Below are 23803 nucleotides of genomic sequence, written 5' to 3' on the forward strand. Positions count from 1 at the left end.
TCATGAGTGGAAACCCGAATGGCGCATACATTTACGACGCCCTGCGCACGCCACGCGGCAAGGGTAAGCAGACCGGCGCGCTGCACGGGGTCAAGCCGATCGATCTGATCACCGGCCTCATCGGTGAAATGCGTTCGCGGCACCCGGGATTGGATCCCGCTCAAATCGACGACATCGTGCTCGGCGTGGTCACCCCGGTGGGTGACCAGGGTATGGATATCGCCAAAACCGCGGCCATCGCCTCCGGGCTGCCGGACACCGTGGCGGGCGTGCAGCTCAACCGGTTCTGTGCGTCCGGGCTCGAAGCGGTGAACACCGCCGCGCAGAAGGTCGCCGCGGGTTGGGATCAGCTCATTCTGGCCGGTGGGGTGGAATCGATGTCGCGGGTGCCGATGGGGTCCGATGGCGGCGCTTACATGATGGACCCGGCCACCAGCTATGACAACTTCGTGGTGCCGCAGGGTGTGGGCGCGGATCTGTGCGCCACCATCGAGGGCTTCAGCCGTACCGCCGTGGACGAGTATGCGGCCCGCTCCCAGGAACGCGCCGCCGCCGCCTGGTCCGGCGGCTACTTCGCCAAATCCGTTGTGCCGGTGAAGGACCGAGTCGGCTTGACCATCCTCGACCACGACGAGCATATGCGGCCCGGCACCACCGCCGCATCGCTGGCCGGACTACCGTCGTCGTTCGCGACCATCGGCGACCTGGGCGGCTTCGATGCCGTCGCACTGCAGAAGTACCACTGGGTGGACAAGATCGATCACGTCCACCACGCGGGCAACTCCTCCGGCATCGTCGACGGCGCGGCGCTGACTCTGATCGGTAACCAGCGCATCGGCCAACAGTTGGGCCTGACCCCGCGCGCTCGCGTCCTCGCCACCGCGGTCACCGGCTCCGAGCCGACCATCATGCTCACCGGTCCGATACCGGCGACCAAGAAGGTACTCGCCACCGCGGGGATGACCATCGACGACATCGACCTGTTCGAGGTCAACGAGGCATTCGCCGCGATCGTGCTCAAGTTCGAGAAGGACTTCGGCGTCTGTCCGGACAAGGTCAACGTCAATGGCGGGGCCATCGCCATGGGTCACCCGCTCGGTGCGACCGGCGCCATGCTCCTGGGCACCATGGTCGACGAACTCGAGCGGCGTGATCTGCGCCGCGCTCTCATCACGCTCTGCGTCGGCGGCGGCATGGGCATCGCCACCATTATCGAAAGGGTTTGAGCACCACCATGTCTGCCACCGACATTCACTGGGATCGCGACGCCGACGGCATCGTCACCCTGACCCTCGACCAAGCCGGGCAGGCGGTCAATACCCTCGGCGAGCGGTTCTCACGCGCCGTCCATGACGTCGTCGAACGTCTTGTGGCCGAACGCGATTCGATCGCGGGTGTGATCATCACCTCGGCGAAGAAGACTTTCGTCGCCGGTGCCGATCTCAATGAGATCCGCGCCTACACCGCGGAGAATGTCGGCGTACTGGCCGCGTCGCTGGATGCGGGCAAGGCCGACTTCCGCGCGCTCGAGACGCTCGGTGTCCCGGTGGTCGCGGCCCTCAACGGCGCTGCGCTGGGCGGTGGCTACGAGCTGGCGCTGGCCTGCCATCACCGAATCCTGTTGGACGTCAAGGGTGCTCAGGTGGGGCTGCCCGAGGTCAAGCTGGGCCTGCTGCCCGGCGGCGGAGGCGTGGTGCGCACCGTGCGCATGTTCGGCATCCAGCGGGCGCTCACGACCGTGCTGCTGCAGGGGCCGGCGTTCGGCCCGGCCGAGGCACTGCACGCCGGGCTCGTCGACGACATCGCCGCCACCCCGGAAGACCTCATCGCCAAAGCCAGGGCGTGGATCAAGGCCAACCCGGATGCCAAACAGCCGTGGGACGTGAAGGGCTACCGCATCCCAGGCGGCACCCCGGCCTCGCCGGGTCTGGCCGCACAGCTGCCCGCCTTCCCGGCCACGCTGCGCAAGCAGCTCGGGGGTCAGAATCTGCCTGCCCCGCGCGCCATCCTCGCCACCGCGGTGGAGAGCGCACAGGTCGACATCGACACCGCTACTCGGATCGAAACCCGTTATCTCGCGGAACTGGTCGCGGATCAGGTCAGCAAGAACATGATCTCGGCGTTCTTCTTCGACCTGCAATCGATCAACAAAGGCGGCAGCCGACCACAGGGATACCCGGTCACCACTTTCCACAAGACCGCCGTCCTCGGCGCGGGGATGATGGGTGCGGGCATCGCCTACGTGCAGGCCATGGCCGGTATGCAGGTCATTTTGAAGGACCTCACCCTGGAGGCCGCGGAGAAGGGCAAGGGCTACTCGGCCGCACTGCTGGACAAGGCCGTCGCCAGGGGCCGTATCACGTCGCAGCGGCGCGACGAGGTTCTTGCCCGCATCCACCCCTGCGCCGACTTCGCCGATCTCACCGACTGTGATCTGGTGGTGGAGGCGGTATTCGAGGACCCGAAGATCAAGAAGCAGGTCTTCGCCGACGCGGAGAAGGCAGTGCGACCGGACGCGCTGCTGGCGTCCAATACCTCCACGCTGCCCATCACCGATCTGGCCGCCGGTGTAGCCCGCCCGCAGGACTTCATCGGCCTGCACTTCTTCTCACCCGTGGACAAGATGCCGCTGGTGGAGATCGTGGTCGGTGCCCAAACCAGCGACGCGACGCTGGCCAAGGCCATCGACTACACCGTGGCCATCAAGAAGACCCCGATCGTTGTCAACGACAAGCGCGGCTTCTTCACCAGCCGGGTCATCGGGTTCTTCCTCGATCAAGCGCTGGCTATGCTCGGCGAGGGCATCAGCCCGCTCTCCATCGAACGCGCCGCGGTCGCGGCCGGGTATCCGGCTCCCGCCTTGCAGCTCTATGACGAGCTGACCCTGACCCTGCCGCTGAAGATCACCCGCTCGCTGCGGGACGCCGCAGCAGCCGAGGGTGGGACCTTCACCACCACAGCCACTCTCGAGGTGCTCGAGCGGATGGTGGAGAAGCTGGGGCGGCACGGGCGGTCCAGCGGGGCCGGATTCTACGACTATGACGCGAACGGCACGCGAATCGGCCTGTGGCAGGGCATATTCGACGAGTTCGGCTCAGGGCGTACCGAAATCCCGTTCGAGGACATGAAGGATCGCATGCTCGTCGCACCGGCGATCGAGACCGCGAAATGCTTCGACGACGGCGTCCTGCGCACCACGGCCGACGCCAATATCGGCTCGATCTTCGGCATCGGTTTCCCGGCCTGGACCGGTGGCGTCGTTCAGTACATCAACCAGTTCCCGGACGGTGTCGCCGGATTCGTCGCCCGTGCCGACGAACTCGCGCATCGATACGGTGCCGCGAATTTCACCGTGCCGCAGAGTGTTCGCGACGCGGCGGAGACCGGGCGGGCCTTTCCGTAGTCGTCGGCCCTCGATACCGCTCGCAGGGGGAGCGGTATCGACCCGGGGCCGGAACCGGCGGTTCCCTTCGTTGCGGTTGTCTTTCCTGATATGCGGCGACGCTCCCCGGGACGTGTCGGTCGGCTTGCCGGGTAAAACAATTTGCCGAACGTATGCTGTGGTCGTACCCCGGTCGGGAGGAGGCTGGCGTGATCACGGTGTTCCTGGTCGACGACCATGAGATCGTGCGCAAGGGTGTCGCGGATCTGCTGGATGCCGAGGCCGATATCGAGGTGGTTGGTTCGGCGGGCACCGTGGCGGAAACCCTTTCGCGGACATTGGCACTCGATCCGGATGTCGCGGTGCTCGATGTGGGTCTGCCCGACGGCAACGGCATCGAACTGTGCCGGGAGCTGCTGTCCCGGTCGCCGCGCACCCGGTGCCTGATGTTCACCTCCTACACCGACGAGCAGGCCATGCTGGACGCTATTCTGGCCGGAGCCAGCGGATACGTGGTCAAGGACGTGTCAGGGCTGGAGCTGGTCGACGCCATCCGGGCGGTCGGGGCAGGGAAATCCCTGCTGGACAATCGGGCGGCGGCGGCCGTCATGGCGAAACTGCGCGAGGAGGCGCAGGCGCCGGCCGGGCCGCTGGCCGGACTCACCGATCAGGAGCGCATCCTGCTCGGCCTGCTCGGCGAGGGACTCACCAATCGGGAAATCGCGTCCCGAATGTCGTTGGCGGAGAAGACGATCAAGAATTACGTATCGCGGCTGCTGGCCAAGCTGGGCGTCGAACGCCGCACCCAGGCCGCGCTGTTGGCCTCGAAGCTGGACGATCGCCGGGCGACGCCGGGTCGGTAACCGCGCCACCCCGGGCCGACCGCAACCGGCCAGAAGTCGGCCCCGGGGTGTCACAATGTTGCTATGCGTATGCCGGATGGCTCCATAGCTGCGGGCGAGGCACAGTCAGCAGCGCGCCCGGCCGATGAGTCACCGCAACGCATCCCCGAAGTGGGCGACGCGCGAGATCGCACGCAGCGGCTGCTCGACGCCATGCTCGTCGTCACCGCCGGACTGGATCTGGACGAGACGCTGCGCACCATCGTGCGATGCGCCATCGACCTGGTCGATGCCCGCTACGGCGCCCTGGGCGTGCGGGACACCGGCTCGGGGACCGGGCGGCTGTCGGAATTCGTGCACGAGGGCATCGACGCTCGCACCCGGGAGTTGATCGGCGACCTACCCACCGGCCGCGGGGTGCTCGGACTGCTCATCGAACAGCCCGAACCGATTCGGCTGACCGATCTGTCCCGGCATTCGGCATCGGTCGGATTCCCTGCGTGTCACCCGCCGATGCGGACTTTTCTCGGAGTTCCGGTGAAAGTGCGTGACGAGGTGTTCGGCAATCTGTATCTGACCGAGAAGGCCGACGGGCAGGAATTCACGGCGGGTGACGAGGCGATCGTGCAGGCACTGGCCGCGGCCGCGGGTGTCGCGATCGAGAACGCCCGCAATTTCGAGCAGGCCCGCCAGCGTCAGCAGTGGCTGGAGGTCACGCAGGAGGTCACGACGTTGTCGATCGCCGAAGGGCTCTCGCCACAGCTGTTCGAACTCGTGGCCGATCGGGTGCGGGCACTGACCGGTTCCGCGGCGACACTGCTCGTCCTGTCCGACCAGCCCGCCACCGGCGAGGACGACGCGCTCGTCTGCGAGGTGCTCGCCGCGGCAGGTGCGGCGGAGCTGGTCGGCCGCCAGATCGCGATACAGGTGAAACAACCTGTGCCCGACGGCATTCCGACCGCCGAATGGGTCGACCTGCTCCGGGACGCGCCCACGCCGCCGGGATCCACGCGGCTGTTCGAGCTGCGCACCGGAGCCTCGCTCATCGGTGCGTTGATCACGGCCGCCCCAGCGGGTGCGCCCGCGCTGGACGAGAGCACCCGCGCGTCGGTGACCTCGTTCGCCGACCAGTGCGCCCTGGCCCTGCAGCTGGCCCGAGCTCAGCGCGATGTCCGCGAGCTCGATTTGCTGACCGAGCGCAATCGCATCGCCCGCGATCTGCACGACCATGTCATTCAGCGTCTGTTCGTTCTCGGTCTGTCCCTGCGACGCAGCCGGGACACGGCGCTCGTGCCGGAGGTCCGCGAGCGGCTCACCCGCACCATCGACGATATTCAGGCCATCGTGCAGGACATCCGCAACTCCATCTTCGAATTGCAGGGCGTGGTCCCGCGCGCCGGCGCGGCCACCTTTCGCAAACGACTGCACCGGGTGATCCGGGAGATGACCACCGACAGCGGTCTGCACACCGTGATCCACATCAACGGGCCGGTCTCGGTGCTCGAGCCGGTGTACTCCGATGACGTGGAAGCGGTGCTGCGCGAGACCTTGAGCAATGTCACCCGGCATGCGCGCGCCACACGCTGCTGGGTGACCATCACCATCCGCGACGACATCTGCGTCGAGGTTGCCGACGACGGTGCCGGAATCCCGGAAACCAACAGCCGCAGTAGCGGTTTGGCGAACCTGTCCACGCGGGCCCGCCAGCACGGGGGCGAATTCTCGGTGGCGCCGCGCGCGAGCGGCGGGACCGTCGCGCACTGGTCGGTACCGCTTCCAGCCGGACTCCCGGCGCGCGACAGTGCGGTGCGCGGTGCGGCCACACCCGGCTGATCCAGGCGTGGCCGCACCGACTCGATCGGGTCGTCAGTGACCGAACGGCATGGCGCCGAGGATGTTCTGCGCGGCCTGAACCCCGGTGTTCACGGCCTGCTGCACGTCACCGGTCTGCAGTGGCGCCGCGACCTCGGTGACCGCCTGCTGCACCTGGGCGGCGACCGGCGCGGGATCGGCGGGCAGCACGGCGGCGGCGACATCGTCAGCGGCCTGCTGGACCTGGGTGATCGAGTCGGATTGCGCGGGCTCACTCGGTGCCGCGGGTGCGGCGGCCACAGCGGCCGTATCGTGCATGACCGGAGCCGGGTGCTCGGCGAGCATTTCATCGGCCGCGGCGACGCCCGCGCCGGTGGCAGCGCCGATAGCCGAACCGATACCGCCGCCGATCACGCCGCCGACCGCCGCACCCATGGGGACGGTGAGCGGAGCCGTCGCGACGGAAGCCAGCGCACCGCCGATCGCACCGCCGCCGACTGCACCGATGGTGCCCCCGATGGGTCCGCCCAGGATGGCACCGATGGGCGCGCCGACCAGGCAGCCGACCAGGATGTAGGGCAGGCCGACCGCGCAGCCGAGCGCCGCGCCGACCGCGGTGCCGTAGGTCGCACCGATGGCGCCGCCGGCGAAGAACCCGGCCGTCGAGCCCAGCGCGACCGCGGGAACCTGGGCGGCTCCGGCGCCGACCGCTGCGCCGATCCCGGCCCCCGTGCCTAGGCCGATCGCCGCACCCTTCGCCGCCCCGGCGCGCACGGCATCACCCATGGGGTCGCTGCTGGCGGGAGCGGTCGTATTCGACTGTGCCGCAGTGAGATGCACGAGCGCGGCGACGGCGTCCGGTGACAGCGCCGCGGCGTGATCGCCGACCGGTGCTGTAACGGCCGGTGCTGCGATGGCCGCGATATCCGCGGAGGCGTTCGGTGCGGTGAGGAATGCGCCGGTGATGGGAGCGACGCAGACCGCGAGTCCGATCGCGAGCTTAGAACGAGTAACCATCTGTTGTCCTTGTCTCTCTGGAATCTGCGCGAGGTTCCCGTGCAATTCCGTGAATTTCTGGATCTATGGAAACTGTTTCCCGGCCCGGGTAATTCAAGATTAGTTTCTCGACCGAAACTAATTACAGTCCCCGGGTGCGTGATGTGGATCGCGGGCTTCGGGTCACCGGCGGCATCGGACGCCAAAGTTGGTGCAGAAGAATCAGTTTCGCCTCTTCCGGTACCCGTCATCTGACGGAATCGCGGGTATTTCATACCTATTCGCGAGCTGATCGAGAGTGTGCCCGGCGACTTTGGTCCTCGGCGTCGAGAGCACTTGGTCATTTGCCGCGTGGGACCAAAGACCTAACCCTGACCACGGATGCCGTTCCGGAATGCCATCGGTGTGGTGCCGGTGCGATGGCGGAAGAATTTGTTGAAATTGGTGGCGCTGGGAAATCCGAGCCGTTCGGCGATGCGTGCGGCGGAACTGTCGCTGTGGGTGAGCAGGCGCTGGGCTTCGAGGGTGACGCGGCGGTCGATGAACTCCTTGGCGTTGACGCCGACCGCGGCCAGGGTGGCGCGGGACAGCGTGCGTGGGGAGTAACCGAGTTCGCGGGCGTAGTCGGCGAGGCGGCGAGTGCTGCGGAAGTCGCGTTCAACCGCGTCCCGGAAGCGCTGATAGATATCGACGCGGTCGGGGCGTGAGGGCGGGGCGTCGGCGGCGACTCGTGACAGTTCCAGCACCAGGACCGAGAGCAGATGCCGCAGGATGCAGACATGGATGTCGATGGGCAGCCGACCGAATCGCTCGAAGGAATGGCGCAGGTGTTCGGCGGCGAGATCGATCCCGGGGCGATCGGCGGGGCCGGGGGCGATGAGTGTCGGGGCGTGCGGGTCGTCGACGCAGGCGGTCGCCAGCGTGGTGGTGTCGAGGAATCCGGGTTCGAACAGGATCAGGGTGCCCTGCGCGGCGGCGAGGTCGCCCCATTGCTGGATCTGGCCCGGGCGGACCCACAGCCAACTGCCCGCTTCGATGCGGTAGGTCGTGAAATCAATGGTGTGGCAGAGGGTTTCGGACGTCGTCAGCAGGTGATGGAACAGTGGGCGCTGCGGCGCGACGATGTTCGGCGTGCCGACGGTGCGCTCATGCAGTTGCCGTAGCGTGAGCACCTCGACGCCGGGCGGGGCGCCCGGGGGCTGGGCGAACCCGACATCCGGAATGATGTTGCCAGTTTGACGGATTCTGACCATATCGAGTCATGACATTACCCTATTACCGCTGCTCATAGCATTTACCGTGGGATTGTTCTTGATCCGGAACGCCGAAATCGGACATCCCACGGAGGGCTCATGAGTAACCGGGACATCGTGGTCGCTGCGGTACGCGACTTGTTCGGAACAGCGGGTGCCGAGGCGGTCGACCGCTGGGTCGCGCCGGACTACCGGCAGCACAGTGCGCTGGCCGCCGACGGGCAGGATGGACTACGCAAACTGCTCGAGAATCTGCCGACGGGCTTCAGCTACGACCCGGTCCGCGTCCTCGCCGACGGCGATCTCGTTGCGCTGCACGGGATCTACCACGGTATCGGCACGCAGCCGCAGGTCGCCTTCGATATCTTCCGCGTCGCCGACGGTCTGCTCGCCGAACACTGGGACGGGCTGACCCCGCAGGTGAACCGGACCGTTTCCGGCCGCTCCCAGACCGACGGGCCGACCACGGTGACCGAGCCCGGCAAAACCGAGGACAATCGCGCGCTGGTCAGCGACTTCGCCCGGCAGGTGCTGATCGGCGCGGACTACGGCGTGCTGACCGACTTCATCTCCACCACCGAATACGACCAGCACAATCCCGAAGCCGCCGACGGCCTGGACGGTTTCGGCGCGGCCGCGGCGACCTGGGCGGGCCAGGGCAAGAACCTGGACTACACCACCGTGCACAAGACCATCGCCGACGGCGATTTCGTCCTGTTGCAATCTGAGGGCACCTTCGGCGTACCGGTGGTCTACTACGACCTGTTCCGTGTCGCCGACGGCAAGATCATCGAACACTGGGATGTGATCGCCCCGATCCCGGACAAACTCCCGCACGACAATGGCGTCTTCTGAGCTCGCCGCCCCGGCTGCGGTGGCTGCGCTGCCGTCCTACCGCGAGGCGATCGCACTCGATCGCGAATTCGTTCCGGCCGCGCCACCGGCGCGGTCGGGCATGTTCGATCACATCGCGCGCCGGGCCCTCGAAGTGCTGGGCGCGGACCCGGCATTCGAACGGCTGGGCCTGCGGCCGCGCCATCGTGGGGAACTGACTCGATCGCGACCGCGTGCCTTGTTGCGTGCGGCGCTGACGGCGCGGCCGCCCGGCCCACTGCCACACGAGGCGGTGCCGCTGCTGGACGCACTGCTGGGTGGCCTACGGCGCGGGCGGCGCATTATCGATCCGGCGCGGCTTCCCGATATCGCCGAAACACTGGGCGTGACAGTCGATCCCGAGGCGACCAGGGTGGTGCTGTGGCGGGGCGACATCACCGATATCACCGCCGACGCGATCGTCAACGCCGCCAGCAACACCCTGCTGGGCTGCTTCCAGCCCGGGCACGTCTGTATCGACAATGCCGTGCACAGCGCCGCGGGTCCGCGGCTGCGCGAGGACTGCTTTACCGTCGCCGAGCTCACCGGTACACCGGAATATGCTGGGAGCGCCAAGATTACGCGCGGATACCATCTGTCGGCCCGCTATGTCGTGCACGCGGTGGGGCCCGTCGTCGAGGACACGCCGCTGCCTCGGCACCGGGACGAACTGGCCGCCGCCTACCGGTCCAGTCTGGATCTGGCCGCATCCTTCGGGGCGATCCGCACGGTGGCTTTGAGCCCGATCAGCCAGGGCGACTTCGCTCTTCCCCGAGCCGAAACCGGGCGGATCGCGGTGCGCACGGTCGCCGAATGGATCCAGACGCATCCCGGCCGATTCGATCGCGTCGTCTTCGACGTCTGCGGGGACGAGGACTACCGGCAGTACACGCGCCACCTCGGCGAGTGGCCCGCGCCGCACTGAAAGGAGCCGAAGATGCATCTCCAGACCGCGGGCGACCGAGTGCGCCATCCCACCCCGCCATCCGGTCGGGATCGGGGGTCCCTCGACCTCGCGTCCCGGGCTGGCGACCCCGTCGAAGCGCTGACCGCGTGGCTCGCGGCGGCAGTGGCCGGGCTGGCGCTGATGATGCCCGTCAATTTCGGCTGGGCCGTGAAGGGCTCGTCGCTGCAACTCGAACTGCTGGTGTTCAATGTGCCGCGCGCGATTACCGCAGGCGCCGTCGTCGCGGTGGTCGTGGCCGTGCTGGCGGTGACACTCGTCAACGAGATGGTCGCGTGGGCAACGGCTTTCGTCGCCCTGCTGGTGTTGGCGATCAACAATGTGCTCGCTCAGACCGCGACCTCGATCACGTCGCTGCCGACGCTGACCTATGTGGACGCGGTGTTCGGCGGTGTGCTGCTGGGCGCGGTCGGCGCGGCGGTGCTGGGCCATCGGGTGCCGGGTCGCGCATTCGTCACCGGTGCCCTGGCGGGCATCCTGGTCGGCGACCTGTCGGCGAGCCCGTCGGCGGCGGACACAATGACCCAGCTGTCGCCGCTGGAACGCGTGATCGGTTGGCCGTTGACGGTGTCGCCGCCGCTGTGGCTGATCGTGACGGCTGCCGCGCTGATCTCGCTCTGCGCAGGTCTGCGCCGACCGTGGCGGGCTGTGCCGGGGCCAGCGCTCGAGGTGCCGGTGCGGCCGCTGATCTCGATGATGCTGCTCGCAGGGGTCACCCTGCCCACGGCCGAATGGCTGGCCGAACGCGGCCGCGACACGCCCGCCGCGATCGTGGCGGTGCTGATCACGGTGCTCGTCACCGCCGTCGCCGCGCTGCTGCTGCCCGGCCGGGATGGTCAGATTGTCGCTCTCGCAGTAGCATTCGCCGCGGCAGGCTGCGCGGTGATCGCGGTGCCACGCCCGGACTGGTCCATTCCGCTGCTGGTAGTGGGTGTGATGGTCGCAGCGTGGGCCGGGGGCAAACGTCCCATGCCCGTCCTGGCGGCGACGCTGACGGTGGCGCTGGCCGGGTACGCGGTGTTCTCGGCGTCGCGCCCGGGAGAATCGTCCGCCATCGCGGTGACCGGCGGGCTGGCCATCGCATGCGTCGGTGGCTACTGCTTCGGATCCACTGTGCCGCAATACCTCCCGAACCGGGTATACGGATTGGCCGTCCTCTTCGTTCCTTCCGTGGTGCTGGGTTTGCGCGGTCGTGACTTCGCCCGGGTCGGCTACTCGCAGGACTGGTACCGATCGGCTTCGGGCCCGCACGATCCGGTTGCCGGCTGGGCCGCGGTCGCCATCACCCTCGGCTGCGCGCTCGTGGTCGCAGCGCTCGCGCGCCTGCGGCGCGGAGGACCAGCCGAAACCTCCGCGTCCCAGTGATCACACAATCGTGAATGTCACTGCCCCATCACGTATTTGATGGTCGGACCAGCAGTCCAACCGCCGTCGACGGCGAGTTCGGCCCCGGTGATGTAGGAGGCGGCGTCCGACAGAAGGAACGTTATCGCTGCGGCGATCTCCTCGGCCGCACCGACGCGTCCCATCGGGGTATTGGGGTAGCCACCCTCACCCTGCTGGATGCCGACCTGCGCGGTCATGGGGGTGTAGGTCATGCCCGGGTGCACCGAGTTCACCCGGATCCGATCGTTCCCGTTCTCGATCGCCGCCACCTTCGACAATCCCCGCACACCCCACTTCGAGGCACCGTAGCTGCTGGTCAACGCCAGACCCATCAATCCTGCCGCCGAGGAGACGTTCACGATCGACCCGCCGTTCTCCCGTAGCGCGGGGAGGAAAGTCTTCATGCCGAGGAACACCCCGACGAGATTGATCTCGATGACCTTCTTGAAATGCTCGAGTGACTCGTTCGCCAACAGTTCACCCGTCGAGACGCCGGCATTGTTCACCAGTCCGTGCACCGGCCCGCCGAACGCCTCCCGCGTGGCCGCCAGGGCGGCGGCCCAATCCTGTTCGGCGGTGACGTCGAGGTGCTGGTAACGAGCCTGTGCCCCCAGCTCCGCGGCAGTAGCCGCACCCTCCTCGGCGAGCACGTCGGCGATCACCACGTTGGCCCCCGCCGCGACCGCCTGCCGGGCCGCCGCCGCGCCGATGCCGCGGGCCGCGCCGGTGATGAGCACTGTCTTTCCGGTCAAGTCTGTCATGTCGAAATCCCTTTCGGTTCGTGTGATCTCACTACGAGGTCACGCTCCGTATTGGCGAATGCCGTTGTTTGCCGCCTCATCGGCGTAAGAGACGTAACTGGCGCAAGCCGGGAGCGCGGTAGCCGGAGGCGATGGTCGCGACGGTGAAAGTGGTGTTCGGGGTGCGGAACTGGCTGAGCGGGAAAACAATTCGATCTTCTATCTGCTGGGCAGAATTCCGGATGGTTCGCTGCATCGGTTGACCTTTCCTGCGCCGGTTCGCTCGGCGCTGTCGTGTGGGCGAGAAGAGTTGGTTGCCTGCACGGCGGTGGCGGCCATGGTGGCGGCGATGTCGCGCACCGTCGCACCGCGTGACAGGTCGTTGATCGGCCGGTGTAGGCCCTGCAACACCGGACCCACCGTCACCGCGCCGGTCGCCTCCCGGACCGCCTTGTACACCGCATTCCCGGTGTCGAGGTCGGGGAATACGAGCACGGTGGCCGCGCCCGCCACGGGCGAGTCCGGTGCCTTGACCGCAGCGATATCCGGGTCGACCGCGGCGTCGTACTGGATCGGTCCAGTGATCAGCAGATCCGGGTGGCGTTGCCCGACGATCTCAGTAGCTCGGCGCACCTTGTCGACGTCGATGCCGCGATCGGAGTCACCGGTCGAATACGAGATCATCGCCACCCGCGCGGGCAGGCCGAAGTGTTCGGCCGTGGCCGCCGAGGCGATGGCGATATCGGCGAGTTGCCCGGCATCGGGATCGCGATTGACGGCGCAGTCGGCGAAAACCAGCACCCGTTCGGGCAAGCACAGGAACAGCACGCTCGACGCCAGTGCGGCACCGGGCGCGAGCCCGACCGTCCGGAAGGCGGGTATCAGGGTGTCCACGGTGGAATGCGCTGCGCCGGAGACCATACCGTCGGCGTAGCCGCGCTCGACCATCATGGCCCCGAAGTAGTTCGGATCGGCCAGCAGGTCGGTGGCCTCCCATAGGCCGAGGTGATGTCCGTGCACTTCCCGCGAGACCAGGTAGTGCTGGGCGAGTTCACCACGCAGCGGCGAGGTGAGCGGGTCGATGACCCGCACGTCATCGCGACTGGTGTCCAGATCCAATCCCAGTGTCACGATGGCGCTTCGGATGCGGGCGAAGTCGCCGAGCAGAATGACGCCGGTGCCGGTGCGGCGGTGTAGGAAATCGGCTGCGCGCAAGACTCGTTCGTCGGTCGCTTCGGGAAGCACCAGGCGACAGTCGTGCCGACGAGCCGTGTCCAGCATGCGCCGTAGGAAGCGCATAGGGGTGAGACGTTTGGGTCGCGGTGCGGTCAGGGCGGCCGTCAAGGCCGCCGTATCCACGGTGGCGGTGAACAGCGCGAGTGCCGCTCGTTCTCGCTCAGGTCCGGCGGCGGGTGGCAGCGGGGCTTCCGGCAGGGCATGGACCGGCACTCCGATCCGTGCCGTCAGCGATTCACGAACCCCGGGCGTCGTACCGGTGCAGATGACCGCGACCACGTCGCAGCGTCGGGCGCGGTAGGCGCGAATGCGGTTGTGCGCCTGGGCTTCCAGTTCACCGACATCCCGCCCGTGACCGTCGTGGACCAGCACGGTCGCCGCATTCAGTTCGGCGGCGATCCGGGCATCGAGGTCGGTCGCGTCGGGGAGATCAGCGGCAGCGGTATCGATGCCACAAGCCAGTACGACCTCGTTGTCGTACTCCAGGTCGAGTCCCCGGTCGACGAGCGCGGCCAGCAGAGCCTCGCGGCCGGAACCGGCCTGCACGCGTACCGCGTCCCGGTAGGCCAGACCCGCTGCGGCCCGCACCCGGCCATGGTGTGCCGTCTCGTCGGCGGCGCGCGCGACCGCGTCCGGCTGCTTCGGGTCGTGCGCGAGGGGCCGGTACAGCCGGACCGCGCCGACGCAGTCGGCCAGCAGGGTGGCGATGGCGAACTCGACCAGCGACCGGTCGGCTCCCGGGTCTGCCCCGGCGATGTACACATAACGTTCCACGAACTTCTCCACAGCTTCGGCCCGCCGACGTATCACGGTGGGGTGGCACGCGATACGTCGGCGAGGTCGGGTCTCACCACCAGGACAGCGGCGACGCTCCCAGCGGCAGCGCGCCGTGCGCGAAACTGCCCTTGGTCTCGGACAGTTGGATGGCAGCGGGCAGGTATCCGGTGGTGCCGTAGGGGCCCTCGACCGTGCGCACCAGGTCCTGGCCCTCCGCTACGGAGGGCATCGGCAGCGAGGTCACCTCATCGAGCGGGAACAGGCCGAGGTCGTCGACCCACATGCTGATGCGGGACAGGTCGACGTGCACCCGGTAGCTGCCGCCTTCGCGGGCCCGGCGGCGCAGCGCCTCGAGGGTGCCGGTCGCGGCCAGCGCACCACCGAGGTAGTCGTTGAGCAGATAGGTCGGCGGCAGCGCGGGGCTGTCCATCGAGCCCTCGGAGACGGCGAATCCGCTCGAGCACACGCCCAGCTGGTCGAAGCTGCCGCGCTCGCGCCAGGGGCCGTGCGTACCCCAGCCGTGCACGTCGGTGAAGATGATTCCGGGCCGTACCGCCGCCAGATGTTCGGCGCCGAAACCCTTGCGCTCCAGGGAGTTGTAGCTGCTGGCATAGACGTCCGCGTTGCGCAGCAGCTCCCAGAATCGGCCGCGCTGGGCGGGATCGTCCAGATCGCACCAGGCCGCGCGCTTGCCCAGCCCGGATTCGACGACCATGGCCAGCAGATCGGGTCGGCGCGGATGCGAGATGTGCAGCACGTCCGCGCCGTACTCGGCCATGGTGCGCGCGGCGATCGGCCCGGCGATGACGTGGGTGTTGTCTATGACGCGCAGGCCTGACAGCGGAGTCGTACCCTGCGACGGCAGTTCGGGGAACGGCTCGGGCTCGCTGTCGCCGATCTTCTCGACCTGGATCAGCGGCCGCTCCGCCAGCAGCATGCCCTGGGCATGCTTGCGCCACTCCTCCCGGGTGCGCACCATGACACAGGTGCCGCCGCGCGCCGCGATGGCATCCTCCAATTCCGTTGCGTTCCAACGCGATGCGGCATCACGCATGCGCACCTGATCGGGCGGACAGTCCAGCACGTCGCACACGATGTCGCGCAGGTGCGGGTACGTGGTGACGATGTAGACGTAGCGTCCATCGGCGCAGCGATAGAAGTCGCAGTAGCCGAACAGATGTGGATCGAGCATGACGTCATTGCTGGGCACGCCATTGGTGGTGTTGAAATTGGTGGCCATCAGGCCGAACAGCGCGGCGCGGGTCTCGACGGTGACATCCTGGCCGCGCCCGGTGCGGTCGCGCCACAACATGGCCATCTCCGCCCCGAGGACGGCATGGGCCGCGGCCGAGGCGTCGCCGATCCGGTGCGGTGAACACACGATCGGATCCGCTCCGGTCACCGTCACCGCACCGGCTAAATCTGCTCGGGCAACATCCAATTCGGCGAACAACTCATCCTGAATTTCGCGTTGCCCGATCAACCCTCGCGCCTTTTGCTGCGAGTGGTTGTTCGTTTCCAGTAGTGCGGTCAAAACCAAACCTCCGTGTTCGACGTGCGTTTCGGCGAATCGACCGAAGCCTCCTGTGCGGAACTCTTCGATCCACGAGCGATCGCATTTCCGTATGCGCCTCCGTATGCGCCGCGATCTGAACACTAGGAATCGCACTCTCCGCGCGGCAAACCTTCGAGCTCCCGCGAAACCGCTTCCTCGAGCAGTGATCACGGCACGGTTGCGCGGGATTTGCCGTGCCGGTGTCGAATCGTTATCTAAGTCCCCGACGTCGAGTCCCCAGAGCAGAGCCGGAGTCCGATTTCGAAGTTGCAGCCGGAACTACGACCCACATGGTCACGGACTCATCTCGAAATGGTTGGCAAAGACGTCGTTACCAATCTGGTTACCGATTGTGACCTGCGGGACCGTCGGCATCTGAACGGCGCAGGCATCGTGGGCCGCGTCGCGCTGCCAACGCCACGTCCGATGAACCGACGCCGTGAATTGGGGTACGTGCCGACCGTATACACACAAGCGGGGGCGGCGGGACCCGCCCACCACCACGTTGTGTGTGCCACACGTCTGATGCCACTGATCCTGACGAGCAGCCCCGGATTGGTTGTCGGGCAGACGCTCAAAGCGGAGTGCCGTCGACGATGGTGCTGCCAGCCCGCGAAAGCCCATCGTCCGGCAGATATCGCCTGCTGGCACTTCTACAAACGTTGACAGACGAGAAGTAGGAACAGCGGGCGTACGAAGTTCATTTCCCACCACGGATTCTGGCGGCGCATTGCGGCGGTCGGGTGCGGTTCGCGCAAGTCGGTGACAGCGAACCCCGCCGCGGTGATCATTCCGATGTATGTCTCGAGGGAGTAGAACGACTGAACCGAAGCGGCAGGGGAAGTTTTGTCGGCGACCTTGAAGGGCTGCTCGACCGTTCGGACACTGAAATACGCCTCGACAGAGAAGTCCTCGCTCTTGGGCGCGGTACGTTCGGCACGGGCCGCGTAGAAGCAAGGGTGCATCCCGAGGAGGATCAGACGGCCGGTGGGTTTCAGTACGCGGGCGAACTCGCGAAACCGCTGGCCTGGGTTGGTGATTCCGTTCGGGAGGCGGTTGGCGACCACTAGATCGAGGCTGGTGTCGGGTAGGGGGAGCGCTGCCACGTCGGCATGGTGGAACGACGAGGACTCGTCATCGTGCTCAGGATGGCTCCGGGCGGCGGCGATGAAGTCTTCACAGGTGTCCACGCCGTGAACATGGTGGGCACCGAGTTCCACCAAGCGTCGGGTGAAGTAGCCCTCGCCGCAGCCCGCATCGAGGATGTCCAAGCCGGTGCAGTCGCCGACGGCGTTCAGAAGCGCGGGGTCGGTCAGGAGGGTCTGGTACGGGTCGAGCTTGTCGCGGATGATGCTGATCCAGAAGTCGGCGTTTTTCGCATACGCGCTGGATACCGGCTCGTCTCCGAGCACTAGCCCTCCTTCATCGGGTCACGTTCTACCGTAGGGAGCTGATCAACGTCGCGCTCGCCTTTCGGGCGTTCCTGTTCGTTATGCCGTTTTCCATCCGTTCGCTGATCGCCTGTGCGAGTTTGTCTTTCGCTGCTCCGAAAGTTGGGTCGTAGCTCAGCAGCACCGGGACGGCTGTGGTGACGAGGTAGTACAGATATGCGTCGTTGAGATCAGTGACGTCGGCAATGACGTTCGCCGCGGTCCGCGTCAGCCTAGGCTTGCCCGACAGTATGAGTTGCGGTGTCTGCGGGATATCACCTCCGAAGGTGCCCAGGGACCAGATTTCGTTGCGCTGCAGGAGTGCGCTGTATTCGAGCTCGCGGTGGTACGCGATCGCGGCGTCGAGTTCGTTGGTGCGCAGGAGCAAGCCGATTACGCCGCTGCGGTAACTGAACGCCGAGCAACGCTCCGCGGTCGTCGATGCGATGTGCGCGGGTACGGTGCCGGTCAGCTTCGTGAGCTTGTGTACGAGAATCCCGAATCCGACGGTTGTGTGTAGGCAGTTGGTGCTGGTGTTCACTGAATCGATCAGCCGGAGGGCACGAGTGACCACTGTCTCCGGATGGATAACCACACTGCTGTCCGGGGTGACGATCACATCCAGGGCAACACTCTGCTGTGCACCCCAGCAGCGAGCGAAACTGGATACTGCGGCACGGCTATCACCTCGCATCACACCTGCCGCCGCCTCGAGCGCCGTCGCCAAATACTGAGCCGACAGCGCCCCTCATTTACGAGGAGCGCGACCTGGTCGCGCTGCACACCGAGTCCAGATTCAGCGCAGCGACGCAACGCGGACTCGAGACGAATCGCGTGGCTGCGGCCCTCGATGTACCGGGTCAGTGTGGGGATGGTGCTGACCAGCCGTTGCAACGTCGCCCCGGTTACTCCGTCAAGCCATGACTCGTCATTCCACAATCGCGACAAGGTGCTGGTCGGTACCTGTGAGAGGAACGCGACGTCCGCCATGCTCAGCAGGTTTTCCTCGGCAATGTCAGCCAGGGGCAGCGGCGTCGCCAGCGCGCACGAGTGCATTCAATGGTCAGTACGTTCGCTCGAGCGGGAGCGGGTATTCGAAGAAGGAGTGCATCGCAGACTGGGAGGCGGCATTCGAGCGAAATCGATACAAAGGAAGCGTCCGTCGGAGCACGCGACGCCGTCGCGAATTTGCCCTCACCGATCCGATGTCCGTCGCCTTCGCTGAATTTGTCAAAGAGACCGAAAAACGCGTTGCGGCAGGAAAAATCACTCAGCAGACCCGTGACATCTACTGGCGATCGATATATGCAGTCGATAGCCCGCGTGCTAAGGCTGATTCCATCAAGCTAGAGGCCGAGATGGGGCATCTCACGATCGGGGAAGCGGGCAGGCCATCGTTCTTGGCCGACTATCTGGACGATGTCGCTGAAGTCGTGCCAGGGGTCGCCTGCAGGCACTACACGGTGCTGATGGGCACGTTCAAGATGTTGACCCTCGCAGGGCTGTTCGACGTGAGCCCGATGGCTCCGGTACCCAAGCCGGAACGCCAGGGTGGCGGCGGCCAGCGCGCACTGTGTCCGGAAGAGCGGGACCTGCTCTACGAGCTGATCTGTGCAAAAAATCGCCGTGCCAAGTATTTTCGGATGTTCTATCTCACCATGTTGGGCACCGGGATACGGCCGGGCGAGGCGTTCGCGTTGCGGTGGGACGACATCCTCGGCCTGGACGACACGACCGTTGAGAATGCGGTTGTCCGGATCGGGGCGACCGCGGTGAAACCGATGTCGGGCGGTCCGGTGTTCAGACAGAACAAGCGGAAGAACGGCCGTGAAGGCGGCTACCACATCACGCTGTCTCGGTGGCTGACAACAGAACTGAGGGAGTACAAGTGCGCCTGTGCGCCCGAATCCGGGGCCACACCCGTCTTCCTTTCCAGGCTCGGGAGGATGGTCGAGCCGATGGGAGCCGACCAGAACCTGGCCTGTGCGAAAGCCGACTCACCTCTCGAATGGGTGACGTGGGGCAACCTTCGAGACACCGTGGCAACCCATATCGCTGGTAGGACAGGAGACAAGCGTCGTGCTAGTGCGCAGCTGGGCCATTCGGAGGGTGCCAGTGTCACTGTCAAGCACTACATCGATCAGGGCGGTTATGTCCGCATCGTTGTGGACAACGCGGAGGTGCTGGAGGAGCTGAAACCAGCCAAAGTTGGAGCAAAGTTGGATTCTGGAGCTCCCGCGAAGCACTCAGACTGAAACGTCACTGCGTCAACGGTAGGGTGACGTGCCGGAACCCGATGCTTATCGGGGGTCGTTTCAGCTCTATTGGGAGATGCATTGAAGTACACGAAGTTCGCGACGATCGCCATGACCGCCATCGCCGCTACCGCTATTGCCTCGGGCACGAGCTATGCGGCTCCGGCCGAGGGCGGTCCGGCCGCTGTTCAGGTGACTCCGGCGGCGGAGACGCAGGGGTCGGAGCGTGGGGTCGACTACTCGGTGAAGTTGGCCGAGAGCGGCAATACGGTGGTCACGCAGGTTACCGGTGGGTTGTTCAGTCTGGATGCGGATGCGAAGGCTGTCAGTCTGAAGAATCAGGCCGGTGAGGTTGTCGCGCAGGTGCCGCTGGCGGCGAAGGTCGGGCAGCAGGAGATCGCGTTGACCGCGGCTATCGGGCAGGACGGGCGGGAACTCTCGCTGACCGCGCCCAAGGCCGAGGACGTGTCGGTGAAGTACATCGGGTCGCAGCAGTGGTTCTTCGCGGAGCTGCAGCGGGCGTCGCTGGGCGCGCTGATCGGCGCGATCATCGGGGCGTTCTTCTTCGGGATCGGACTGCCGTTCGGTGCGCTCATCGGACTGCTCATCGCGGGCGGCCAGCCGCTCATCGATTCGGGTATCGCCTACTTCAGCGGGCAGCCCTGAAAATCCTGATTCTCGGCGGCACCCGTGAAGCGCGGGAACTCGCCGACAAGGCAACCGGCGAGCGGGGATTCGATATCGTCTCCTCGCTCGCCGGGCGTGTCCGTGAACCCGTGCTCCCGACCGGCGCGGTCCGGGTCGGGGGCTTCGGGGGCGTGGACGGCCTGCGGAAGTGGCTGTCCGACAACGGTATCGACGCGGTGGTCGATGCCACCCATCCCTTCGCGGGCGGTATCACCGCCAATGCCGCAGCGGCGGCGACCAGTCTCGAACTGCCGGTGCTGCATGTGCGCCGACCCGGGTGGACCGAACAGCCGGGGGACCGGTGGATCCGAGTGGCGGATCTCGCCGAGGCGGCGAAAACCGTTGCCGGACTGGGGGAGCGGGTGTTCCTCACCATCGGCCGCCAAGGCGTGGGGGCGTTCGCGGGCCTGCGGGACCAGTGGTTCCTGGTGCGCGCCATCGACCCGCCCGAGGGCGAGCTCCCGCCGCGGCACGAAGTACTGCTCGCGCGTGGACCTTTCACCGTCGCCGACGAAACCGCCCTGCTCACCGACCGCCGCATCGACGTGCTGGTCACCAAGGACAGCGGTGGCGCGCAGACCGAAGCCAAACTCGCCGCCGCCCGCGCCCTGGCACTGCCGGTCGTGGTGGTGGACCGCCCGGCCCTGCCGCCGGGCGCGCGGACCGTGGAGACCGTCGCGGCGGCGTGGGAGTGGCTGCGGCGTCAGCGCTGAACTCAGCTGAGACGGCTTGTCCGACTGAGCAATTCGGGCAGGCGATCGAACCACTCCAGTACCGCGCGCTCGTAGCGGATACCGAAATCCAGCGTCGCCCGCTCGAACGGCGAGATGCGCTGCTCGTCAGTGCCCGCGAGATATCCGGAGAGCCGCTGTTCGTGAATATCGCGATTGGCCGCGATGATGCGCTCGAGCCGGTCGGGCTCCACGAACTCCCCGAACGACAAGGTCAACAGCAGCGGAACGCGAATCGTCTCCGCGCCCGGATCGCGCGCGATCCACTCGGCGAAGGCCTCGCGGCCCTCCTCGGTGATCCGGTACGGGGTGCGGTCGCGGGCCCCGGCCTCGCCCTTCTCCACGAGGCCCTGCTGATGCATGGTGGCCAGCTCGCGGTACACCTGGCTCTGGGTGATGGTCCAGAAGTCGCCGATGCGGTCCTGGGCGAGCGCCACCAGATCCCAGCCGGACATATCGCCTTGATGCAGGAACCCCAGTAGCGAGGCGGCCGTCGAGTTGAGGGGTCGCCGGGCCTTGTCGTCTGCCACCTTCACACTCCTTTTCCGCGCCGAAATACGAGTGCCCGCTAACTTCCACTATGGAATGTTAGTCGGTGTAGCGGCGGGAGGTGAACACGCGCGGCCCGCCCGCCGCGTCGAACACCGTGGTGGTGGACGCGCCCACGATGAGCAGGGTCCGCATATCCACCTCGGAGGGCTCGAGTTCGCCGAGTGTCACCACCCGCACCGATTCGGTCGGACCGCCGACATCGCGGCCCAGGACCACCGGCGTATCGGGCTTGCGGTGTTCCAACACCAGGTCCCGCATGGCCGCCACCTGCCAGGTGCGCTGCGAGGAGGCCGGGTTGTAGACGGCGAAGGCCATATCGGCGGCGGCCACAGCGGAGATCCGGCGCGCCACCACTTCCCACGGCTTGAGCCGGTCCGAGAGCGAGATCATGGCGAAGTCGTGGCCGAGCGGCGCGCCGACGCGGCTCGCGACCGCACTGGCCGCCGTCATCCCGGGCAGGACCCGCACCGGCACGTCGCGCCACTGCGGATCGGCCGATTCCTCGACGACCGCGGCCGCCATGGCGAAGACGCCGGGATCGCCGGAGGAGACCACCACGACCCGCGCGCCGTTCTTGGCCATATCCAAAGCCATTGCGGCACGCTCGGATTCGACGCGATTGTCACTGGCGTGACGGCGCTGCCCGGGGCGCTCGGGCACGCGATCGACATAGGTGCTGTAGCCGACGATATCGGTGGCGTTGGCGAGCGCCGCGGAGACCTCGGGCGTGGTCCATTCGGTCGCACCGGGACCGAGTCCGACGACAACCACCTCGCCGACCGAATCGGGCTGTGTCACAGTGGATTCGATGCTCGCGGCGGGTTCGGTGAAGGGTATCGGGGTGGCCGGTTCCGGCCCCGGCACCAGGGTGATGGCGAAGTACGGCACGCTGGCCTCGTCCACGTCGGCGGCCCGCAGCACGCGCTGCCGAGTGCTGCTGGCGCGCTCCACGTAGTACGCGCCCTCGAGTCGGCCCGCGTCCGAGAGTGCTTGGCGCACACCGGGATAGGTGCGGCCGAGCTTCATGATGGCGGCGGCGTCGGTATCGCGCAGGCGACGGGTGAGCTCGTCCACGGGCATGGTGCCGGGCAGCACGGTCAACACCTGATCGCCCTCGACCAAGGGGGTGCCGAGCGCGGCCGAGGCGGCGCTCACCGAGGTGACGCCCGGAATGATCTCGGTGTCGAACCGGTCGGCCAGCCGCCGGTGCATATGCATGAACGAGCTGTAGAACAGCGGGTCACCGGCGGCGAGCAAGGCCACCGACCGCCCGGCGGCCAGATGCTCGGCCAGCACCGCGGCCGCGCTCTCGTAGAACTCGTCGATCGCGCCCTGGTAGCCGCCGGGGTGATCGGTGGTCTCGGTGGTCACCGGGTAGACGAGGTGTTCCTCCAGCTGCCCCGCGCGCATGTACGGCGCGGCGATGGCCCGCGAAATGCTGCGCCCGTGCCGCGCGCTGTGGAACGCGATCACATCGGCCTCGGCGATCACCCGCGCGGCCTTGACCGTCACCAGTTCCGGATCGCCCGGACCCAGGCCGACACCCCAGAGCTTCCCGCTCATTCCTGTTCGCTCGCAATCGCATTGAGGGCGGCCGCGGTGATGGCGCTGCCGCCGCGCCGACCGCGCACCGTCAAGAACTCCACCCCGCCGTACTCGGCCAGGGCCTGCTTGGATTCGGCCGCGCCGATGAATCCCACCGGAATGCCGAGCACGGCGGCCGGGCGCGGCGCACCCGCGTCGATCATGTCGAGCAGATGGAACAGCGCGGTCGGGGCATTGCCGATGGCCACCACCGCGCCGTCGAGCCGATCGCGCCACAGCTCCAGCGCCGCCGCGGACCGTGTATTGCCCAGTGCCGCCGCGAGATCCGGCACGCGCGGATCGTCGAGCAGGCACAGCACCTCGTTGTCGACCGGCAGCCGCTTGCGCGTCACCCCCGACGCCACCATCTTGGCGTCGCACAGAATCGGCGCACCCGCCCGCAGCGCCGCCCGGGCCTTGGCCACCACATCGGTGCTGAATTCCACATCCGCCGCCAGGTCCACCTGCCCGCAGGCGTGAATCATGCGCACGACCACCTGCGACACGTCCGCCGGGAACCGCGCGAGATCGGCCTCCGCGCGAATGGTGGCGAACGAGCGCCGATAGATCTCGGCCCCGTCGGTGAGGTAGCTGGTGCGCACGTCGGACATGGCGTCCACCCTAAGGCGGGGTGCGGCGGCTGCTGCGCGCCGGGGCGGCGGTGGGGAACCGCACTCCCGCGGCCGACATTCCCCGAACACTGCGGGCGCATGCGCAGAGCGCAGGGCGGCTACACGGCGCTGCGGTG

At 67.0% G+C, this 23803-nt stretch carries 20 protein-coding genes; 10 read left to right on the forward strand and 10 right to left on the reverse strand.

Translation table 11 applies throughout. From position 1 onward, the window contains the following. Positions 1 to 2: 2 nt before the first annotated feature. From ACIBH2_RS01500 to ACIBH2_RS01515, 4 genes are all read left to right on the forward strand, one after another. Positions 3 to 1226, forward strand: coding sequence for an acetyl-CoA C-acetyltransferase (locus ACIBH2_RS01500; RefSeq protein ID WP_397112222.1), 1224 nt, complete (start codon positions 3 to 5; stop codon positions 1224 to 1226). 8 nt (positions 1227 to 1234) lie between these two features. After that, positions 1235 to 3403, forward strand: a complete 2169-nt coding sequence (locus tag ACIBH2_RS01505; protein WP_397112224.1) for a 3-hydroxyacyl-CoA dehydrogenase NAD-binding domain-containing protein — start codon at positions 1235 to 1237, stop codon at positions 3401 to 3403. Between the two features lie 188 nt (positions 3404 to 3591). Beyond that, positions 3592 to 4245, forward strand: a complete 654-nt coding sequence (locus tag ACIBH2_RS01510) for a response regulator (protein ID WP_397112227.1) — start codon at positions 3592 to 3594, stop codon at positions 4243 to 4245. A gap of 63 nt (positions 4246 to 4308) precedes the next feature. Next, the gene (locus tag ACIBH2_RS01515; protein WP_397112229.1) at positions 4309 to 6057 is read left to right on the forward strand and encodes a GAF domain-containing protein; all 1749 of its coding nucleotides are present in this window, start codon (positions 4309 to 4311) and stop codon (positions 6055 to 6057) included. Between the two features lie 33 nt (positions 6058 to 6090). On the opposite strand, the gene ACIBH2_RS01520 is transcribed toward ACIBH2_RS01515, so the two are convergent. Continuing rightward, entirely contained in the window at positions 6091 to 7053 is a 963-nt protein-coding gene (locus ACIBH2_RS01520; protein ID WP_397112231.1) for a hypothetical protein, read from the reverse strand. 344 nt (positions 7054 to 7397) lie between these two features. Continuing rightward, on the reverse strand, positions 7398 to 8285 hold the full coding sequence (locus ACIBH2_RS01525; protein WP_397112233.1) for a helix-turn-helix domain-containing protein: 888 nt from the start codon (positions 8283 to 8285) through the stop codon (positions 7398 to 7400). Between the two features lie 99 nt (positions 8286 to 8384). Between ACIBH2_RS01525 and ACIBH2_RS01530 the strand changes: the two genes are divergently transcribed. The 3 genes from ACIBH2_RS01530 to ACIBH2_RS01540 all read left to right on the forward strand — a co-directional run bounded on the left by ACIBH2_RS01530 (position 8385) and on the right by ACIBH2_RS01540 (position 11487). Next, positions 8385 to 9140, forward strand: coding sequence for a nuclear transport factor 2 family protein (locus ACIBH2_RS01530; RefSeq protein ID WP_397112235.1), 756 nt, complete (start codon positions 8385 to 8387; stop codon positions 9138 to 9140). Then, positions 9127 to 10083 (forward strand): macro domain-containing protein, encoded by a 957-nt coding sequence (locus ACIBH2_RS01535; RefSeq protein ID WP_397112237.1) that lies wholly within the window; start codon positions 9127 to 9129, stop codon positions 10081 to 10083. Before ACIBH2_RS01530 ends, ACIBH2_RS01535 begins: the two co-directional genes overlap by 14 nt. 144 nt (positions 10084 to 10227) lie before the next feature. Beyond that, the gene (locus tag ACIBH2_RS01540; RefSeq protein ID WP_397112239.1) at positions 10228 to 11487 is read left to right on the forward strand and encodes a hypothetical protein; all 1260 of its coding nucleotides are present in this window, start codon (positions 10228 to 10230) and stop codon (positions 11485 to 11487) included. Between the two features lie 17 nt (positions 11488 to 11504). Here ACIBH2_RS01540 and ACIBH2_RS01545 read toward each other — a convergent pair whose 3' ends face one another. The 5 genes from ACIBH2_RS01545 to ACIBH2_RS01565 form a co-directional block, all read right to left on the reverse strand. Continuing rightward, positions 11505 to 12269 (reverse strand): SDR family oxidoreductase, encoded by a 765-nt coding sequence (locus tag ACIBH2_RS01545; RefSeq protein ID WP_397112241.1) that lies wholly within the window; start codon positions 12267 to 12269, stop codon positions 11505 to 11507. Between the two features lie 198 nt (positions 12270 to 12467). Continuing rightward, a complete protein-coding gene (gene pta, locus ACIBH2_RS01550; protein WP_397112243.1) occupies positions 12468 to 14258 on the reverse strand; it encodes a phosphate acetyltransferase in 1791 nt (596 codons plus the stop codon). Positions 14259 to 14331: 73 nt separating this feature from the next. Then, on the reverse strand, positions 14332 to 15987 hold the full coding sequence (locus ACIBH2_RS01555) for a CoA transferase (protein ID WP_397112245.1): 1656 nt from the start codon (positions 15985 to 15987) through the stop codon (positions 14332 to 14334). 482 nt (positions 15988 to 16469) lie between these two features. Then, a complete protein-coding gene (locus ACIBH2_RS01560; RefSeq protein ID WP_397112247.1) occupies positions 16470 to 17228 on the reverse strand; it encodes a class I SAM-dependent methyltransferase in 759 nt (252 codons plus the stop codon). Positions 17229 to 17253: 25 nt separating this feature from the next. Beyond that, the gene (locus ACIBH2_RS01565; RefSeq protein ID WP_397112252.1) at positions 17254 to 17973 is read right to left on the reverse strand and encodes a hypothetical protein; all 720 of its coding nucleotides are present in this window, start codon (positions 17971 to 17973) and stop codon (positions 17254 to 17256) included. Between the two features lie 478 nt (positions 17974 to 18451). Between ACIBH2_RS01565 and ACIBH2_RS01570 the strand changes: the two genes are divergently transcribed. The 3 genes from ACIBH2_RS01570 to ACIBH2_RS01580 all read left to right on the forward strand — a co-directional run bounded on the left by ACIBH2_RS01570 (position 18452) and on the right by ACIBH2_RS01580 (position 20901). After that, a complete protein-coding gene (locus ACIBH2_RS01570) occupies positions 18452 to 19501 on the forward strand; it encodes a tyrosine-type recombinase/integrase (RefSeq protein WP_397112254.1) in 1050 nt (349 codons plus the stop codon). 81 nt (positions 19502 to 19582) lie between these two features. After that, positions 19583 to 20167, forward strand: coding sequence for a hypothetical protein (locus tag ACIBH2_RS01575; RefSeq protein WP_397112256.1), 585 nt, complete (start codon positions 19583 to 19585; stop codon positions 20165 to 20167). Beyond that, positions 20164 to 20901, forward strand: coding sequence for a cobalt-precorrin-6A reductase (locus tag ACIBH2_RS01580; RefSeq protein ID WP_397116757.1), 738 nt, complete (start codon positions 20164 to 20166; stop codon positions 20899 to 20901). Before ACIBH2_RS01575 ends, ACIBH2_RS01580 begins: the two co-directional genes overlap by 4 nt. Positions 20902 to 20903: 2 nt before the next feature. Here ACIBH2_RS01580 and ACIBH2_RS01585 read toward each other — a convergent pair whose 3' ends face one another. From ACIBH2_RS01585 to ACIBH2_RS01595, 3 genes are read right to left on the reverse strand one after another with little or no spacing between them, the layout of a single operon-like run. Continuing rightward, positions 20904 to 21449, reverse strand: a complete 546-nt coding sequence (locus tag ACIBH2_RS01585) for a PadR family transcriptional regulator (RefSeq protein WP_397112258.1) — start codon at positions 21447 to 21449, stop codon at positions 20904 to 20906. A gap of 58 nt (positions 21450 to 21507) precedes the next feature. Continuing rightward, positions 21508 to 23034, reverse strand: coding sequence for a precorrin-3B C(17)-methyltransferase (gene cobJ / locus ACIBH2_RS01590; protein WP_397112260.1), 1527 nt, complete (start codon positions 23032 to 23034; stop codon positions 21508 to 21510). Continuing rightward, positions 23031 to 23666, reverse strand: a complete 636-nt coding sequence (locus ACIBH2_RS01595; protein ID WP_397112262.1) for a precorrin-8X methylmutase — start codon at positions 23664 to 23666, stop codon at positions 23031 to 23033. Before ACIBH2_RS01595 ends, cobJ begins: the two co-directional genes overlap by 4 nt. Between the last annotated feature and the right edge of the window lie 137 nt (positions 23667 to 23803).

This window comes from Nocardia sp. NPDC050406, from assembly GCF_044459025.1.
Lineage (GTDB): Bacteria > Actinomycetota > Actinomycetes > Mycobacteriales > Mycobacteriaceae > Nocardia.